The organism is Pseudomonas sp. PWP3-1b2, from assembly GCF_049896045.1.
GTDB classification, from domain to species: Bacteria; Pseudomonadota; Gammaproteobacteria; order Pseudomonadales; family Pseudomonadaceae; genus Aquipseudomonas; species Aquipseudomonas antarctica_B.
In genome coordinates, this window is record NZ_JAFCTN010000045.1 from 1 (window position 1) to 17,250 (window position 17,250).

General features: G+C 61.0%; 12 protein-coding genes and 1 pseudogene. 9 read left to right on the forward strand and 4 right to left on the reverse strand.

The features are described from left to right. Nucleotides 1-104 precede the first annotated feature (104 nt). From ACP7A2_RS22785 to ACP7A2_RS22795, 3 genes are all read right to left on the reverse strand, one after another. Nucleotides 105-806, reverse strand: a complete 702-nt coding sequence (locus ACP7A2_RS22785) for an SPOR domain-containing protein (RefSeq protein WP_426136047.1) — start codon at nt 804-806, stop codon at nt 105-107. A 1-nt stretch (nt 807) separates the two neighbouring features. Beyond that, complete coding sequence (gene argS, locus ACP7A2_RS22790; protein ID WP_426136048.1) at nt 808-2,544, reverse strand: arginine--tRNA ligase; 1,737 nt, start codon at nt 2,542-2,544, stop codon at nt 808-810. Nucleotides 2,545-2,748: 204 nt separating this feature from the next. Next, complete coding sequence (locus ACP7A2_RS22795) at nt 2,749-4,968, reverse strand: primosomal protein N' (protein ID WP_426136049.1); 2,220 nt, start codon at nt 4,966-4,968, stop codon at nt 2,749-2,751. Nucleotides 4,969-5,344: 376 nt separating this feature from the next. On the opposite strand from ACP7A2_RS22795, the gene rpmE reads away from it, so the two are divergent. Together rpmE and ACP7A2_RS22805 are read left to right on the forward strand one after the other, a co-directional pair. Next, nucleotides 5,345-5,581, forward strand: coding sequence for a 50S ribosomal protein L31 (gene rpmE, locus ACP7A2_RS22800; RefSeq protein WP_078740302.1), 237 nt, complete (start codon nt 5,345-5,347; stop codon nt 5,579-5,581). A 289-nt stretch (nt 5,582-5,870) separates the two neighbouring features. Continuing rightward, on the forward strand, nt 5,871-7,139 hold the full coding sequence (locus ACP7A2_RS22805; RefSeq protein ID WP_426136051.1) for a malic enzyme-like NAD(P)-binding protein: 1,269 nt from the start codon (nt 5,871-5,873) through the stop codon (nt 7,137-7,139). A gap of 212 nt (nt 7,140-7,351) precedes the next feature. Here the strand turns inward: ACP7A2_RS22805 and ACP7A2_RS22810 are convergent, their stop codons facing one another. Then, nucleotides 7,352-9,820, reverse strand: coding sequence for a penicillin-binding protein 1A (locus ACP7A2_RS22810; RefSeq protein ID WP_426136080.1), 2,469 nt, complete (start codon nt 9,818-9,820; stop codon nt 7,352-7,354). Nucleotides 9,821-10,039: 219 nt separating this feature from the next. Here ACP7A2_RS22810 and pilM point away from each other — a divergent pair, with 219 nt between their 5' ends. From pilM to ACP7A2_RS22845, 7 genes and pseudogenes are all read left to right on the forward strand, one after another. Beyond that, the gene (pilM, locus tag ACP7A2_RS22815) at nt 10,040-10,693 is read left to right on the forward strand and encodes a type IV pilus assembly protein PilM (RefSeq protein ID WP_426136081.1); all 654 of its coding nucleotides are present in this window, start codon (nt 10,040-10,042) and stop codon (nt 10,691-10,693) included. After that, nucleotides 10,693-11,244, forward strand: coding sequence for a PilN domain-containing protein (locus tag ACP7A2_RS22820; protein ID WP_426136052.1), 552 nt, complete (start codon nt 10,693-10,695; stop codon nt 11,242-11,244). Before pilM ends, ACP7A2_RS22820 begins: the two co-directional genes overlap by 1 nt. Then, complete coding sequence (locus ACP7A2_RS22825) at nt 11,241-12,203, forward strand: pilus assembly protein PilP (RefSeq protein WP_426136054.1); 963 nt, start codon at nt 11,241-11,243, stop codon at nt 12,201-12,203. Before ACP7A2_RS22820 ends, ACP7A2_RS22825 begins: the two co-directional genes overlap by 4 nt. A 139-nt stretch (nt 12,204-12,342) precedes the next feature. Next, nucleotides 12,343-13,599 (forward strand): annotated as a pseudogene (locus ACP7A2_RS22830) (type IV pilus secretin PilQ); the annotation flags it as partial. A gap of 4 nt (nt 13,600-13,603) precedes the next feature. Next, nucleotides 13,604-14,122, forward strand: coding sequence for a shikimate kinase AroK (gene aroK / locus ACP7A2_RS22835; protein WP_017138567.1), 519 nt, complete (start codon nt 13,604-13,606; stop codon nt 14,120-14,122). Nucleotides 14,123-14,246: 124 nt separating this feature from the next. Beyond that, on the forward strand, nt 14,247-15,347 hold the full coding sequence (gene aroB / locus ACP7A2_RS22840; protein WP_426136055.1) for a 3-dehydroquinate synthase: 1,101 nt from the start codon (nt 14,247-14,249) through the stop codon (nt 15,345-15,347). Nucleotides 15,348-15,357: 10 nt separating this feature from the next. After that, complete coding sequence (locus ACP7A2_RS22845) at nt 15,358-16,929, forward strand: SPOR domain-containing protein (protein WP_426136056.1); 1,572 nt, start codon at nt 15,358-15,360, stop codon at nt 16,927-16,929. The last annotated feature ends 321 nt before the right edge of the window (nt 16,930-17,250 follow it).

Consider the following 17,250-nt stretch of genomic DNA (forward strand, 5'->3'; position numbering starts at 1 on the left):
CTGGCTTGCCTGCGATGGCGGTGTAACAGTCACTGAAAATATTGACTGTTACACCGCCATCGCAGGCAAGCCAGCTCCCACAGGTGATCTGTGTTGGCTGTAGGTCAGCGGCTCTGGCGCTGTTGTAACAACAGGTTGCTAAACCCGGCACCCGCCAATTGCTTTTGCGCCACGGTCAGCTGTTCCCGGTTGCTGAACGGCCCCACCAACACGCGATACCAAGTTGCATCCTTGACCGTGCCGGACTCCACCGTCACCGCCTGGCCCAGCAAAATGATCTGCGCACGCACACGGTCCGCGTCTGCCTGTTTCGGGAACGAGCCCGCCTGCAGGAAGAACTTGGTCACCGGCGCGGCCTTGGTGGCGGCTACCGGCGGCGGTGGCGGCGGGGTGATCCCGGCCAATGCCGCTTGCGCACGCGCGGTGTCGATTTTCGCCGCTTCCGCTGGCGTCACCGGCGTGGTCGGCACTTGTGGCGTCGGCAGGGTTTTCTCCGGCACGGCGTCAGGCGGCACGATCACTTCCGACTCCGGCAGCAGCGTGTAGAAGTCGTATTTCGGCTTCACAGGGGCGGTCGGGCTTGGCGGCGTCTTGTTGGCTTCAGCCATTTTCGTGGCTTTCTGCTGCTCTTGCTTGACGCGTTTGACGTCATCGCCTTTGCCCGGCTCCAGCTTCATGAGGATCACGACAAACGCACCGACCGCCAGGCCGATGGCCATCCACAACCAGCCCGGAATCGGTTTCTTCGCCGGGGCCTGGTAGCGGCTGGCGCCGCGCTTGGGTGCAGGTTTTTTCTTGGCAGCCAACTTACATACGCTCCAGGGTTTCCAGGCCTAACAATTCCAGGCCTTGCTTGAGGGTCCGTCCAGCCAGTGCGGCGAGGCGCAGACGACTGTGCTTTTGAGCTTCGTCGTCGGCAGTGAGGATCGGGCAGTTCTCGTAGAAGCTGGAGAACAGGCCCGCGACTTCGTACAAATAGGTGCAGAGGATATGCGGCGTGCCTTTCTCGCTGACGCTGTTCAGCACTTCGCCGAACTGCGCCAGTTTGGCCGCCAGTTCCTGTTCCTGCGGGGCTTGCAGGTTGATCTGGCCTTCAACTTCGCTGAAGTCCTTGCCCAGCTTGCGGAACACACCGGCCACGCGGGTGTAGGCATACAGCAGGTACGGCGCGGTGTTGCCTTCAAAGTTGAGCATCAGATCGAAGTTGAAGCTGTAGTCGCTGGTGCGGTGCTTGGACAGGTCGGCGTATTTCACCGCGCCAATCCCCACCACGCGAGCGATGTTACGCAGGTCGGCCTCGGCCAGCTCCGGGTTCTTTTCCTTCACCAGGCTGTAGGCGCGGTCCTGGGCTTCGGTCAGCAGGTCGATCAGCTTCACGGTGCCGCCGTCGCGGGTCTTGAACGGGCGGCCATCGGCGCCGTTCATGGTGCCAAAGCCCATGTGTTCCATGTGCATCGGGTGAGTGACGAAACCGGCGCGGCGCGCCACTTCGAACACTTGCTGGAAGTGCAAGGCCTGGCGCTGATCGACAAAATACAGCGCACGGTCCGCCTTCAGCACGCCACTGCGGTAGCGCACGGCCGCCAGGTCAGTGGTGGCGTAGAGGTAGCCGCCATCGGCCTTGACGATGATCACCGGCAGCGGCTCGCCGTCGGCGGTCTTGAATTCTTCGAGGAACACGCACTGCGCGCCGTTGCTCTCCACCAGCAGGCCCTTGGCCTTGAGGTCGTTGACCACGTTGATCAGGTCGTCGTTGTAGGCGCTTTCGCCCATTACGTCAGCCATGGTCAATTTAACGTTGAGCAGTTCGTAGATTTCCTGGCAGTGAGACAGGGATATTTCGCGGAAGCGACCCCACAGCTCAAGGCATTCCTCGTCGCCGGCTTGCAGCTTGACCACCAGGCCACGGGCGCGGTCGGCAAATTCTTCGGATTCGTCGAAGCGCTTCTTCGCGGCGCGGTAGAAGTTTTCCAGGTCCGCCAGCTCGTTGCTGGTGATCGGGTTCTCTTGCAGGTAGGCCATCAGCATGCCGAACTGGGTGCCCCAGTCGCCCACGTGGTTCTGACGGATGACGGTGTCGCCGAGAAATTCCAGCACGCGGGCCACGCCATCGCCAATGATGGTCGAACGCAGGTGACCCACGTGCATTTCCTTGGCCAGGTTGGGTGCCGACAGGTCGACGACTACCCGTTGTGCGTCACCCGACTTGCGTGCGCCGATCCTGGCATCGGCCAGGGCGGCGTCCAGGCGCGACGCCAGGGCCTGGGTGTTCTGGAAAAAGTTGATAAACCCCGGCCCGGCGATTTCGGCTTTGGTGACACTCTCGTCGGCCGGCAATGCGGCGATGATTTTTTCCGCCAGGTCGCGTGGTTTCATGCCGGCAGGCTTGGACAGCATCATCGCGATGTTGCTGGCGAAGTCGCCGTGAGTCTTGTCGCGAGTGTTTTCCACCTGGATCGCTGGCGTCAGGCCTTCAGGCAACACACCTTCGTTGACGAGTTGGGTGATGGCTTGTTGGATCAGCTGGCGAATGGTGTCTTTCATGGTGTTCTCTTTCGACCGCAAGCGGCGGCGCGCGATGCGCAGGTGGAAAAACTGGGCATTATCCGTGGGGAGGGCGGGCTTGCCAACCGTTCAGACTAGATGGCGGACCTGCGGGCCTCATCGCGGGCAAGCCCGCTCCCACATTTTAATGGGTGAATATTTCTACATGTGGGAGCTGGCTTGCCTGCGATGGCAATTTAAGGGTCAGTACAAATCCACCGGGTCCACATCCAGTGACCATCGCACTTGTCGCCCGCCCGGCATTTGCTCCAGCGCAAGCAACCAGCTACTTAATAGACGATGCAGCGGCGCGCGGGAGGTGGCCTGCAAGAGTAGCTGAGCGCGATACCGCCCGGCGCGGCGCTCCATGGGTGCGGGCACCGGGCCGAGCAATTCAATGCCGGTCAGGCCCAGTTCACCCAATAGACGTTCGGCGGCGCTGCACGCCTCATCCAGAAAACCTTCGGCCTGCCCGGGTTTATGGGCTTCGGCGCGCAGCAGTGCCAAGTGGGAAAAGGGCGGCAAACCAGCAGAGCGACGTTCGCTCAAGGCTTGTTCGGCGAAGGCAAAGTAACCTTGCTCTGTGAGCTGAATCAGCAGCGGGTGGTCGGCCAGGTGCGTCTGGATAATCACTCTGCCCGGCTCTTCGGCACGCCCGGCCCGGCCCGCGACCTGCACGATCAGCTGCGCCATGCGCTCACTGGCGCGGAAATCACCGGAAAACAAGCCGCCGTCGGCATCCAGAATCGACACCAGCGTCACCCGTGGAAAATGGTGCCCTTTGGCAAGCATCTGCGTGCCTACCAGAATGCACGGCTGGCCTTTTTGGATGGTGGCGAACAACTGGTTCATCGCGTCTTTGCGCGAGGTGCTGTCGCGATCGACCCGCAGCACCGGGTAATCCGGGAACAAGATACCCAGGCGTTCTTCGGCGCGCTCGGTGCCCGCGCCGACGGGGCGCAAATCGACCTTGCCGCATTGCGGGCAATGGCGCGGCACCCGCTCCACATGGCCGCAATGGTGGCAGCGCAACTCGCCGTGGCGCTGGTGCACGGTCATGCGCGCATCGCAGCGCTCGCACTCCGACATCCAGCCGCAGTCATGGCACAGCAGCGTCGGCGCAAAACCCCTGCGGTTGAGAAACACCAGCACTTGCTGGCCGGCAGCGAGGGTCTGGCCGATGGCTTGTTGCATCGGCCCGGAAATACCGCTGTCCAGCGGACGGCTTTTTACATCCAGGCGCAGGAAACGCGGTTGTTTGGCGCCGCCGGCACGCTCGTTCAGGCGCAGCAGGCCATAGCGCCCGGTGTAGGCGTTATGCAGGCTTTCCAGTGAGGGCGTGGCCGACCCCAGCACAATCGGGATGTCTTCCTGGCGCGCGCGCACCAGCGCCAGGTCGCGGGCGTGATAGCGCAGGCCTTCCTGCTGTTTATACGAGCCGTCGTGCTCTTCGTCGATGATGATCAGCCCGGGATTTTTCATTGGCGTGAACAGCGCCGAGCGCGTGCCGATAATAATGTCGGCCTCGCCATCGCGCGCCGCCAGCCAGGATTCCAGGCGTTCACGGTCATTGACCGCCGAATGCACCAGTGCGATGCGCGCGTTGAAGCGCTGTTCGAAACGCGCCAGGGTTTGCGGGCCGAGGTTGATCTCGGGGATCAGCACCAGCGCCTGTTTACCGGCCTGCAGGGTTTCGCGAATCAGCTGTAAATAAACTTCGGTCTTGCCACTGCCGGTGACGCCCGCCAGCAGGAACGCGTGGAAACTGTCGAAACCGGCGCGAATGGCCTCGTAAGCCGCACGTTGCTCTGGGTTCAGCGGCAATTCGGGCTGGGCCAGCCAGTGTTCGTGGCGCGGGTCTTGTGCGTGCTTGCGGATTTCCACCTGCACCAGGCCTTTGGCGAGTAACAGGTCGAGGCTGTCTTTGCTCAGCATCAGCTTGCTTAATAGCTGGTGGGCCACGCCATGGGGGTGCTGGGCCAGGGTTGCCAGAGCCTCACGCTGGCGCGGGGCGCGGTCGATGCGCGGGTCGTCGAGGCGAAAGCCCGGCACGGCGGACCAGAACCGTTCCTGGCGCGCCTCGGCCAGCTCGCCCTGGCGCAACAGCACCGGCAGCGCCCAACTCAGGGTGTCGCCCAGGCTGTGCTGGTAATACTGGGCGGTCCACAGGCACAGCTTGAACAGTGCGGGCGGCAGCGGCGGCGTCGCGTCGAGGATCGCCAGCGCGGGCTTGAGCTTTTGCGCCGGGACTTCGCTGTGATCGGCGACTTCGACCAGAATACCGATCATTTCCCGACGGCCGAACGGCACGCGCACACGCATGCCGGGCTGCAACTGCTCGCGCAACACGCCCGCCGGGGCACGGTAATCGAACAAGCGGCGCAGGGGCGAGGGCAGGGCTAGGCGCAAAATGGCGTCGGGCACGCGGGGTCTCATCTATAAAGGCGGGCGATGGTGCAGGGGCGGGAGCCTAGCAGACCTGCGGTGGAGGTGTCCCGTCTGTGGTGTTGGAATCAGATTCTCAGATCAATGCTATCCCCTGTGGGAGCGGGCTTGCTCGCGAATACGGTCAATCAATCACTATTTTCGGCGACTGAAACACTGCTTTCGCGAGCAAGCCCGCTCCCACAGGGGATATGTAGTGTGTCAGAGGTTTTTCTGATGAAAGGGGCTTATATGTGGGGAAACAGCTGGAACCGCCGCTTGCGTGATTGCAAAGGTCTGGTAGAATCCGCGGCCTAATTACGTGCGGTGTTCGACAATAGTGTCGAGTGGCGGCACGCTAGCCTGAGGAAGTGCCATGAAAGCCGATATCCATCCAGCGTACGAAGTCATCGACGTAACTTGCAGCTGCGGCAACAAGTTCCAGACCCGTTCGAACCTGTGCAAGCCACTGGGTACTGACGTATGCAACGAGTGCCACCCGTTCTACACCGGTAAGCAGAAAACTCTGGACACCGGCGGCCGTGTGCAGCGCTTTGCTGATCGTTTCGGTACTTTCGGCAAAAAACCTGCTGCAGCTACTCCAGCAGAGTAAGGCTCAAAAGCCCTCCGGGCTTTTGCAAGCTGATGAAAAAGGCGTCCCTCGTGGACGCCTTTTTTGTACCTGCGATTTGGTCGCAAATCAAAAAAAGCCGGTTTTCAATAAAAAATTGTAGACATTTTTTAAGGTAATTGTGAACAGTTGAGCCCTTGTATCCCGTGGCTCTGCGCCAAAAGTCGTAGCGCAGGGCCCTTGACACCTGTGACTGCCCAGTCTTGTAGGGACTTTGCGACACGCGTATCCTCGGCGGTCCGTCGACCAACAGTAAAAGCGGAATGCCGATATGTCTGATTTGAAAACTGCCGCTCTCGAATATCATGCCCATCCTCGTCCAGGAAAGCTGAGTGTAGAGCTCACCAAAGCCACTGCCACCGCTCGCGACCTGTCGCTGGCCTACAGCCCTGGCGTTGCCGAGCCCGTACGTGAAATCGCCCGCGACCCTGAACTGGCGTACAAGTACACCGGCAAGGGCAATCTGGTTGCAGTGATTTCCGATGGCACCGCGATTCTCGGCCTGGGCAACCTCGGCCCATTGGCGTCCAAGCCCGTCATGGAAGGTAAAGGCGTGCTGTTCAAGCGCTTTGCCGGCATCGACGTTTTCGACATCGAAGTCGATTCCGAGAGCCCGCAAGCTTTCATCGACACCGTCAAACGCATTTCCATCACCTTCGGTGGCATCAACCTGGAAGACATCAAGGCACCTGAGTGCTTCGAGATCGAAAAGGCCCTGATCGAGCAATGCGACATCCCGGTATTCCACGATGACCAGCACGGCACCGCAATCGTTACTGCGGCCGGCATGATCAACGCACTGGAAATCGCTGGCAAAACCCTGGCTGAAGCCAAGATCGTCTGCCTGGGCGCCGGTGCTGCGGCCATCTCCTGCATGAAGCTGATCGTGAGCATGGGCGCCCGGCTTGAAAACATCTACATGGTCGACAGCAAGGGCGTGATCCAGTCCGAGCGTACCGACCTGAACCAGTACAAGGCGATGTTTGCCCATCCGTCTTCCAAGCGCACCCTGGCTGACGCCCTCGACGGTGCAGACGTGTTCGTCGGCCTGTCCGGCCCGAACCTGCTGAGCGCCGAAGGCCTGAAGACCATGGCGGCCAACCCGATCGTGTTCGCCTGCTCCAACCCTGATCCAGAAATCTCTCCGGAACTGGCTCACGCCACCCGTAGCGACGTGATCATGGCCACCGGCCGTTCGGACTACCCGAACCAGGTCAACAACGTGCTGGGCTTCCCGTTCATCTTCCGTGGCGCCCTGGACGTTCGCGCCAAGCGCATCAACGAAGAGATGAAAGTGGCTGCCGCCAACGCCCTGCGTGAACTGGCCAAACTGCCAGTGCCTCAGGACGTGTGCGATGCCTACGGTGGCGGCAAGCTGGAATTCGGTCGTGAGTACATCATCCCGAAACCAATGGATAAGCGCCTGATCACCCTGATCTCCGATGCCGTGGCCAAAGCCGCCATCGAGACCGGTGTGGCCACCCTGCCGTATCCAAAGAACTACCCGCTGCAAAGCGTGGATGATGTGTTCAACGGCTAAGCCGTTGTAGCGCACCAACAAAAAGCCCCGGCTCTCTCGAGTCGGGGCTTTTTGCTGTGTGGCGCAAGGCTTAAGGCTTGCGCAGATCAAAATGTGGGAGCGGGCTTGCTCGCGAAAGCGGTGTGTCAGTCACCGGAGATTTTGACTGATCTACCGCCTTCGCGAGCAAGCCCGCTCCCACACTGGATCTTTATCAGATCAAAGATCCTGGGTTAGAACAAATCGATCGGCGCGGCCTCATCTGCTGGCAGCGGGCTGCCCGGTGCAACGCCATTACCCAGCTCGTTGACCGACGGCGGCGTGTCTTCGCTTTTGAACAGCTCAAAGTACGCATTCGGCGTGCTAGGTGATGCCGCACGGCCACTCACCGGGTCGATGCGCAGGCTGAGGATGCCTTCCGGCTCTGGCTGGGTGTGCAGCGGCTTGTCTTTCAAGGCTGCGCCCATGTAGCTCATCCAGATCGGCAACGCGACGGTGCCACCAAACTCCCGGCGGCCGAGGCTTTCCGGCTGGTCGTAGCCGGTCCATACGGTGGTCACGTAGTCGCCGTTGTAACCGGAGAACCAGGCGTCCTTGGACTCGTTGGTGGTACCGGTTTTACCCGCGATATCCGCGCGGCCCAGCGCCAGTGCGCGACGACCGGTGCCTTTCTTGATCACGTCTTCAAGAATGCTGTTGAGGATATAGGTGGTGCGACCATCCACAATCCGTTCAGCCACCGCAGGCGCCTGTGGCTCGGCGGGTGCAGTGGGATTGGCGTTGGTGGCTGGCACTGTGCCCGGCGTCGGCTCAACGGTGATGCCGCCGTTGGTCGGTGCCGCAATGCCATCAGGCGCTGCCTGGCCGTTGACCACGTCGCCCGGCACACGTGGCGGGTTGGCGGTGAACAGCGTGTCGCCGTTGCGGCTTTCGATTTTGTCGATCAAGTACGGCGAAATCTTGTAACCGCCGTTGGCAAAGGTGCTCCAGCCCGTGGCGATTTCCATTGGCGTGAGGGTCGCGGTGCCGAGGGCCAGCGACAGGTTCGGCGGCAGGTCCGACTTGGCGAAGCCGAAGCGCGTCATGTAGTCGATGGTCTTGCCTACGCCCATCGCCTGCAGCAGGCGGATCGACACCAGGTTACGCGACTTGTACAGCGCCTCGCGGATGCGAATCGGGCCGAGGAACGTGTTGGTGTCGTTCTTCGGGCGCCAGACCTTGTCCAGGTACTCGTCGACAAACACGATTGGGGCGTCGTTGACCAGGCTGGCGGCGGTGTAGCCGTTGTCCAGGGCGGCGCTGTAGACGAATGGCTTGAAGCTCGAACCCGGCTGGCGCTTGGCCTGGGTGGCGCGGTTGTAGTTGCTCTGCTCAAAGGCAAAGCCGCCGACCAGCGCGCGAATCGCACCATTTTGCGGGTCAAGCGACACCAGCGCGCCTTGGGCCAGGGGTACCTGGCTGAATTTCAGGCTGTCGTCTTTCTGGCGTTGCACGCGGATCAAATCGCCCACCTGTGCCACGTCCGACGGCTGCTTGGGCATCGCGCCCATGCTGTTGGTGTTCAGGAACGGGCGTGCCCACTTCATGCTGTCCCACGGCACAAGCGCTTCGCCTGTGCGGGTGAGCACCTGCACGCCGTCTTTCTTCACCTGGGTGACGATGGCCGGCTCCAGGCCGCTGATCGGGCGCTGCTTGCCCAGCTCGGTGGTCCAGGCGCTCATGGTCTTGCCCGGCAGGCGGGATTCAGGGCCGCGGTAACCGTGGCGCTGGTCGTAGGCGATCAGGCCGGAATGCACCGCGTTATTGGCGATGTCCTGCAAATTGCTTGGAACGGTGGTCGTCACACGGAAGCCTTCGGTGTAGGCCTCGCTGCCATAACGGCCGACCATCTCGGCGCGGGCCATTTCAGCAATGTACGGCGCGTTCACTTCCGGCGTTTGTACGTGGTAACTGGCGTTCAACGGCTCAGCCACGGCGGCTTCATAGGCGGCCTGGTCGATTTTACCCAGCTTGAACATGCGGCCCAGGATCCAGTCGCGACGCTCTTTGCTGCGCGCCGGGTTGGCCAGTGGGTTGAAACGCGAAGGCGCCTTGGGCAGGCCGGCAATCATTGCCATCTGCGCCAGGCTCGCGTCACGAATCGATTTGCCGTAGTAAACCTGGGACGCCGCTTCAATCCCGTAGGCACGGTTGCCCAGGTAGATCTTGTTCACGTACAGCTCAAGGATTTCGTCCTTGGTCAGCTGGCGTTCAATTTGCAGCGCCAGCAGGATCTCGGTGGCTTTGCGCGAAAAACTGCGCTCGCTGGTGAGGAAGAAGTTCTTCGCCACCTGCATGGTGATGGTGCTGCCGCCGGATTGAATGTGTCCGCTTTTTACCAACTGAGTGGCCGCACGCACCAGGCTGCTCGGGTCAACACCATAGTGATTGGCAAAATTATCGTCTTCAGCCGAAAGCAGGGCATTGATGAAGTTGGGCGGAATGTCGGCGAAACGAATCGGGGTGCGGCGCATTTCGCCGAACTCCGCGATCAGTTTTTCGTCGCTGCTGTAGACCCGCAAAGGAATCTGCAACTGGATACTTCTGAGTGCCTCTACGGACGGCAAACCCGGACTAAGGTAGAGGTATGCACCGCTGAGCACGAGCAGCAGCCCGCACACGATCGCGACAATGGAGTACCCGAAAAACTTCAGCAGACGAATCAAGGCTTTTGGATTTCCAGAGAAAAGAATGAGTTAGGCGTCGGGGCATGCATGGCAAACGATGGATCGACCCGAGCGGCAGATAAAAAGCGGGAAAAAACGCTGGGCATTAAAGCATTTTCGGCCTGAGGCGTCATTCGCGAGGCTCAAAAGAGTCGACCGAATGCACATCGCCAGCGTGAGTCAGGCGGTATGACAGACAAAGTTTTGGGGAGTTTTATGAGAAAGGGAATTTTCAGGCGAAAAGTCGACAGCGTCCTTGGCGTCGACATCAATGAAACCGGGATCAAGCTGATAGAACTCAGCCACTCGGGCGGCGTGTATACCGTCGAAAGCTATGCTGTGCAGGGCCTGCCGGCACAGGCGGTCGTCGACGGCACGCTTGTGGACCTTGAAGGCATCGGGCAGGTGCTTCACCAGGCGTTATCGCGTCTGCGCACCTCCTCCCGGCTGGCGGCGGTCGCCGTGGCGGGGCCTTCAGTCATCACGCGGGTAATCGAAATGGAAGCAGGGCTCAGTGACGACGAAATGGCCTGGATGATCCAGATGGAGGCCGACCAGTACATTCCTTACCCGTTGGACGACGTCGCCATCGACTTTCAGGTGCGCGGCCCTTCGGCGGGCTCTGCGGCACGGGTCGATGTATTGCTCGCCGCATGTTTGAAGGAGCAGGTCGAAGCGCGAGAGGCGGTTTTGAGCCTGGCGGGGCTGGTCGCAAAGGTGGTCGATGTCGAAGGGTTTGCATTGGAGCGCGCTTGCCGTCAGGATTTCGCCAGCTTCACGCCGGGTCATCGAGTCGATGGCACACACTGGGCCGTGGATGCCCACGGGATGGGAATTGCTTGCGGGTTGGCCCTGAGGAGTTTCGCTTGATGACACGAATCAACCTTTTGCCCTGGCGCCAGGCGCTGGCGCAACGGCGGCGCAAATACTTTCTGATGTTTTTGCTGGCGTTCGCCTGCGCGGCGATCGCGGCGGTATGGCTGGCAGACCATGTAATCGACCGGGCGATCGACCGGCAAGTGTCGCGCAATAGTCACGTGGGCAAGGAAGTGACCATTGTCGATTCGCGCATCAAGACCATCGACGACTTGCAGGAGCAAAGCCAGCAATTGGCCGAACGCATGAAAGTCGTGCAAGACCTGCACGATGCGCGCTCTTCCAGCGCCAAGCTGTTCGACCAATTGGCCGGCGCGGTGCCTGAAGGGGTCCACCTGCATGAGGTGGTGGCGAAGGGCGATACGATCAGCGTCACTGGCAGCGCTGAATCCAGCCAGGACATCGCCCAACTGATGCGCCGCCTGGAGGCCACCCACGGCACTCGCGCCACGCAGTTGCAGCATGTGCGGGCCGACGCCAGCCAGGGCGGCAACGAGTTTCAATTGATGGTGCGCCAGGGTGAGTCCACCGAGGCCCAACCATGAGCCCTGGCAGGCTCGACTTCTCCACGCTCTCTCACAACGCTGCAAAATGGCCCCTGCCGGGCAAGGCCCTGATGGGGTGCGCGCTGGCGGGTCTGGTGCTGTTGGTGGGCGATAGTGTGCTGCTGAGCCCGGCCCGCGAACGATTGCACGCGCTTGAGGTGCAGGAAGTGGCCTTGCAACAGCAGCTCCTGGAGAAAACCGCTGTGTCCGCAGGCCTTGATGAGCGGGCTCGTCAATTCGAAATTCATCAGGCAAAGGTGGCTAAGCTGGTGCGGCAGATGCCTGGCCAGATGCAGATGCCCGGCTTGCTGGACGACCTCTCCCGCTTGGCGGTTGCCAATGGCTTGGTGGTCGAACACATCACCGTCTTGGACGAGCTGTCTCAACCGTTTTATCTCGAGCAACCCCTGCAGATTGGCGCTAGCGGTGTGTTTCATGACCTGGCGGCATTCGTGGGCGCGTTGGGCGGGTTATCGCGCATTGTGACGGTGCATGATGTGGCGCTGCGCCCTGATGGGGCGTTGCTGCGCCTTGAACTGTTGGTGAAGACCTACCGCAGCACCGCCCAGGGCGACAAGCCCGTCGAGCTGGGTGCGCACGTTGTCGACTCGTCGTCTCCCCCGCGCGACCCGTTTCAACCGCTGGCACTGCAGGCAGAGCCGGTTTCCGGCCGGCCAGCCTCGGCGCCCGACCTCTCCCGGCCCAAGGCGTTGCTGGAGGGCCTGGCCGTCGATCAATTCGAAATGGTCGGGACGTTATCCCGTGGCGCGCAGCGTTTTGCCTTGCTGCGTGCAGCCTCAACGGTGCATCGGCTCGCGGTCGGTGACTACCTGGGGCCAAACCACGGTCGGGTCACTGCCATTCATGACGGCCACGTTGAACTGGCCGAGTTGTTTCCCGATGAAGCCGGCGCATGGCTGGAGCGCTCGCGAATCCTGGTACTGAACGTCAACTCATAACGGAATAAAACAAATGAAAAGGACTTTTTCGTCCTTCGGTGTGGCGCTATGGATAGCGTTCACGGCACCGATGGCTTTGGCTGTGCCCAATCGCGTGGACCTGATCCAGCTGCCGCCCCCCGGCAGTGCAGTGTCAGGCGCCTATACCGGCGACAAACTGAACCTCAACTTCCAGAACATCGAGCTGCGCGCGGTGCTGCAGCAAATCGCCGACGTGGCGGGGCTCAACCTTGTGGCCAGTGATGACGTACAGGGTTCAATCACCCTGCGGCTCAAGGATGTGCCTTGGGATCAGGCGCTGGATCTAGTGTTGCAAACCAAAGGGCTGGATAAGCGGGTGAAGGCCGGCGTGTTGCTGGTAGCGCCCGCCGACGAACTGGCGGCGCGCGAATTGCTGACGCTGGAAGCACGCAAGCAAATGGCCGAGCTTGCACCGTTGCGCCGTGAGCTGCTGCAAGTCAATTACGCCAAGGCGTCAGACCTGGCCAAGCTGTTCCAGTCGGTGACGGGGCTTGAAGGTGTCACCGATGAGCGTGGCTCGGTGGCGGTGGATGACCGTACCAACAACATCATTGCCTACCAGACCGGCGAGCGCCTCGAAGAACTGCGGCGGATCGTGGCGCAGCTGGATATTCCGGTGCGCCAGGTGATGATCGAAGCGCGAATCGTGGAGGCCAATGTCGACTATGACAAAAGCCTGGGCGTGCGTTGGGGCGGGCGGCTGAACCGGGGTAACTGGAGCGCGGGTGGGCCTGGCAAGCCTTTGCCCGAGGGCGTCGAACCCTCCGCCAACCCACCCGGTTCGCCGTTCGTGGACATGGGGTCACTCACCGGAACCTCTGGCCTGGGCCTGGCGTTTATCACCGACAACCTGCTGCTCGACCTGGAGCTGACCGCCATGGAGAAATCCGGCAATGGCGAAATCGTCTCGCAGCCCAAGGTGGTCACGTCCGACAAGGAAACCGCGCGCATCCTCAAGGGCACCGAAATTCCCTACCAGGAATCCACCTCCCAGGGCGCCACCTCGGTGTCGTTCAAGGAGGCCTCGCTGTCGCTGGAAGTTACCCCGCAAATCACCCCGGACAATTGGGTGATCATGGAGGTCAAGGTCACCAAGGATGAGCCCGACTACTTGAACAAGCTCAACGACGTGCCGCCGATCAAGAAAAACGAGGTCAACGCCAAGGTGCTGGTCAAGGATGGCGAGACCATCGTCATCGGCGGAGTTTTCTCCAATACCCAAAGCAAAGTGGTAGATAAAGTGCCATTTTTGGGCGATGTGCCGTATCTTGGCCGCCTTTTCCGGCGCGATGTGGTGGCGGAGAAAAAATCCGAGCTGCTGGTATTCCTGACTCCGCGTATTATGAATAACCAGGCGATTGCTGTGAGTCGTTGATTCTGTGCGAAATTTGATTCTTGTAGGACCGATGGGGGCTGGAAAAAGCACCATCGGCCGTTTGCTGGCCAAAGAGCTGCGCCTGCCATTCAAAGACTCCGATAAGGAAATTGAATTGCGCACGGGCGCCAATATCCCGTGGATCTTCGATAAAGAAGGCGAACTGGGCTTTCGCGACCGCGAGCAGGCGATGATTGCCGAGCTGTGCGGCTGCGATGGCGTGGTATTGGCCACCGGCGGTGGCGCAGTGATGCGCGATGAGAACCGCCGGGCGCTGCACGCCGGTGGGCGGGTGGTGTATCTGCATGCGTCGGTCGAGCAGCAGGTTGGCCGCACCGCCCGTGATCGCAATCGCCCGTTGCTGCGCACCGCAGACCCTGCAAAAACCTTGCGAGACTTGCTCACGCTGCGTGATCCGCTGTACCGGGAAATTGCCGATCTGGTGGTGGAAACCGATGAGCGGCCGCCACGAATGGTCGTTCTCGACATTCTTGAGCGCTTGCAGCAGTTGCCACCCCGTTAAAGCCCGGCCCGAAATGCGCTATTCTCGGCGGCGCGCCATTACCTTTTGAGGTGTGGCGCAGAGCCATCAGGCGACGACAGATCTGAGCGTTGCCGATCGTCAATACATCTTCACGCGGGGACACATGCAGACACTTAAGGTCGATCTAGGCGAGCGCAGCTACCCAATCCATATTGGTGAAGGTTTGTTGGACAAGCCCGAGTTGCTCGCACCGCATATAGCCGGTCGGCAAGTGGCGATCATCTCCAATGAAACCGTCGCGCCGCTGTATCTTGAGCGTCTTAGCCGCAGCCTGGCAGCCTACTCGGTGATTTCGGTGATCCTGCCTGACGGCGAGGCCCACAAAAACTGGGAAACCCTGCAACTGATCTTTGGTGGCCTGCTGACTGCCCGCCATGACCGTCGAACCACCGTGATCGCCCTCGGCGGCGGTGTGATCGGCGACATGGCCGGCTTTGCGGCGGCCTGCTACCAGCGCGGCGTGGATTTTATCCAGGTGCCGACCACCTTGTTGTCCCAGGTTGATTCGTCGGTGGGCGGCAAAACCGGCATCAATCACCCGCTCGGCAAAAACATGGTTGGCGCGTTCTATCAGCCCCAAGCCGTGCTGATCGACACCGCGACACTCAACACCCTGCCACCGCGCGAGCTGTCGGCGGGCCTGGCGGAAATCATCAAGTACGGGTTGATCTGCGACGAGCCGTTCCTCTCCTGGCTTGAAGAGCATGTAGACGCCCTGCGCGGCCTCGACCAAGTCGCCCTGACCGAAGCCATTTCCCGCTCCTGCGCTGCCAAGGCGCTGGTGGTCAATGCTGACGAACGGGAGTCCGGTGTGCGGGCCACGTTGAACCTGGGCCACACCTTCGGCCACGCGATTGAAACGCACATGGGCTATGGTGTGTGGTTGCATGGGGAAGCCGTCGCAGCGGGCACCGTGATGGCATTGGAAATGTCGCAGCGCCTGGGCTGGATCAGCGCCCAGGAGCGGGATCGCGGCATTCAGCTGTTCCAGCGCGCCGGTTTGCCGGTTATTCCGCCGCAAGAGATGACCGAGGCGGATTTCCTCGAACATATGGCAATCGACAAGAAAGTGATCGACGGTCGCCTGCGACTGGTACTGCTGCGCCACATCGGCGAAGCGATAGTGACCGACGATTATCCGAAAGAGATTTTACAGGCCACGCTGGGAGCGGATTACCGCGCCCTGGCCCAGCTTAAAGGTTAATAAGATCCCGATGACTAGTTTGCATGCCGACGAGGCGTTCCTCGGCCATTACCAGTTAAGCCATGACCCTTTCGCTCCACGGGTGCCAGGCTTCAAATTTTTCCCTGCCCAGCGCAAGCCGGTGCTTGGCCAACTGCACCACCTGGCGCGCTACAGCCAGCTGTTGCTGGTGGTCACCGGCCCATTGGGCAGCGGCAAGACCTTGTTGCGTCAGGCGCTGGTCGCCAGCACCAACAAGCAATCGGTACAGAGCGTGGTGGTGTCAGCCCGTGGTGCCGGTGATGCGGCAGGTGTGCTGCGCCAAGTGGCACAAGCCCTGAACGTTTCCAATGCCGAGCCGAACGCGATCCTCAAGCAAGTGGTTCAGCTGGGCCTGACCGGCCAGGAAGTCTACCTGCTGGTGGATGACGCCGAGCAGCTCGACGAATCCGCCCTGGAAGCACTGCTGGCACTGGCGGCGGGTACGCCCGAAGGTCGCCCGCACGTGTTCCTGTTTGGTGAGTCGTCGTTGATCGCCGATCTGGAGCAGATCAGCGGTGAACAGGAGCTGTTTCACGTCATCGAATTGCAGCCGTACGAAGAGGAAGAAACCCGCGAATACCTGGCTCAACGCCTTGAAGGCGCCGGGGCGGGTATCGAACTTTTCTCTGCTGCACAGATCTCTGATATTCACGAAAGCGCAGGCGGCTGGCCTGGCACCATCAACCAGGTTGCCCGTGATGCCTTGATCGAAGCCATGATTGCCAGCCGTTCTGCGGTTAAGCGTCCAAAGATGGGGTTTACTATGCCTAAGAAGCACGTATTGGCGATTTCCGCCGTTGTCGTGGTTGCTGTCGCCGCCGCCTGGTTGATCCCGGGTCGCAGCAAGGCGCCGACGACTGCTGGCGCGCCAGCCGAACAGGCGCAGTTGCCACTGGGCAAGCCCACGCCAAATGTCGAATTTGCCAATTCCGGCCAACCGACCAACCTGCCGATGGTCGGCCAGCCGGTGATGCGTGGCCCGCTCGCCGAAGAAGCCGGTGGCATCTCCGAAGGCGACGACGGCGTGCCGGTGGAAGGCTCCAGCGCCACCCCGCCGACCGTGACCACCACCGCGCCGCCTGCGGGCGTTCCAGCGGGTCAGCCGGCAGCGCCAGTTGCGCCGGTCGCTAAACCGACCCCTGCCCCGACTGTCGCCACCGCCAAGCCAGCCCCAGTCGCCAAGCCTGTTGCACCTGCGCCTGCGGCCAAACCCGCTCCGGCCGCCAAGCCTGCCGAGAAGCCAGCCGCTACCGTCGCCAAAGCCGGCGCCACCGGCAGTGGCTGGTACGCCAGCCAACCGACTGGCAACTTCGTGGTGCAGATCCTCGGCACCAGCTCCGAAGCCAACGCTCAGGCATTCGTGAAAGAGCAGGGCGGCGAGTACCGTTATTTCAAGAAAGTGCTCAACGGCAAGCCTCTCTACGTGATCACCTACGGCAACTTCTCCAGCCGTGCAGCAGCCGATTCCGCCATCAAGGCCTTGCCAGCGAAGGTTCAGGCTGGTAAACCTTGGCCTCGCACTGTCGCCAGCGTCCAACAGGAACTGGCAGCAACTCGCTGAAGATTCGGCGGCCTTACCCAGGCCGCCTCTCCCGGCACCTCAAAAAAACTACAACAGCGTGCAGCCCTGAAGGCCGCGCGCTTTGTGGTGTCTGCGTCACGGTCGCTTTTGAGTCGTAGCGGTCCGAACTAAAAAAGTTTTGACTAGCACAGCATATCGCTTTAAACCTTTCATAAATGCGACATAGATTTGCGACATTTCGTCGCTAAATTTGTGAGCGTCTGTGTCGGTGTGTACAATGACCTCCCTTTTGCCCCCGCTAAGCCGGCGTACGTTCGGCGTGGAAGGTAACCGGTTGAATTGAAAAGAAATTTGCCTCGG

What these genes read in the sequence shown, in the direction of transcription:
- ACP7A2_RS22820 (WP_426136052.1), top strand. Translation starts at nt 10,693, where the DNA reads ATGACACGAATCAACCTTTTGCCCTGGCGCCAGGCGCTGGCGCAACGG.
- pilM (WP_426136081.1), top strand. Translation starts at nt 10,040, where the DNA reads ATGAGAAAGGGAATTTTCAGGCGAAAAGTCGACAGCGTCCTTGGCGTC.
- aroB (WP_426136055.1), top strand. Translation starts at nt 14,247, where the DNA reads ATGCAGACACTTAAGGTCGATCTAGGCGAGCGCAGCTACCCAATCCAT.
- rpmE (WP_078740302.1), top strand. Translation starts at nt 5,345, where the DNA reads ATGAAAGCCGATATCCATCCAGCGTACGAAGTCATCGACGTAACTTGC.
- ACP7A2_RS22845 (WP_426136056.1), top strand. Translation starts at nt 15,358, where the DNA reads ATGACTAGTTTGCATGCCGACGAGGCGTTCCTCGGCCATTACCAGTTA.
- ACP7A2_RS22825 (WP_426136054.1), top strand. Translation starts at nt 11,241, where the DNA reads ATGAGCCCTGGCAGGCTCGACTTCTCCACGCTCTCTCACAACGCTGCA.
- ACP7A2_RS22805 (WP_426136051.1), top strand. Translation starts at nt 5,871, where the DNA reads ATGTCTGATTTGAAAACTGCCGCTCTCGAATATCATGCCCATCCTCGT.
- argS (WP_426136048.1), bottom strand. Translation starts at nt 2,544, where the DNA reads ATGAAAGACACCATTCGCCAGCTGATCCAACAAGCCATCACCCAACTC.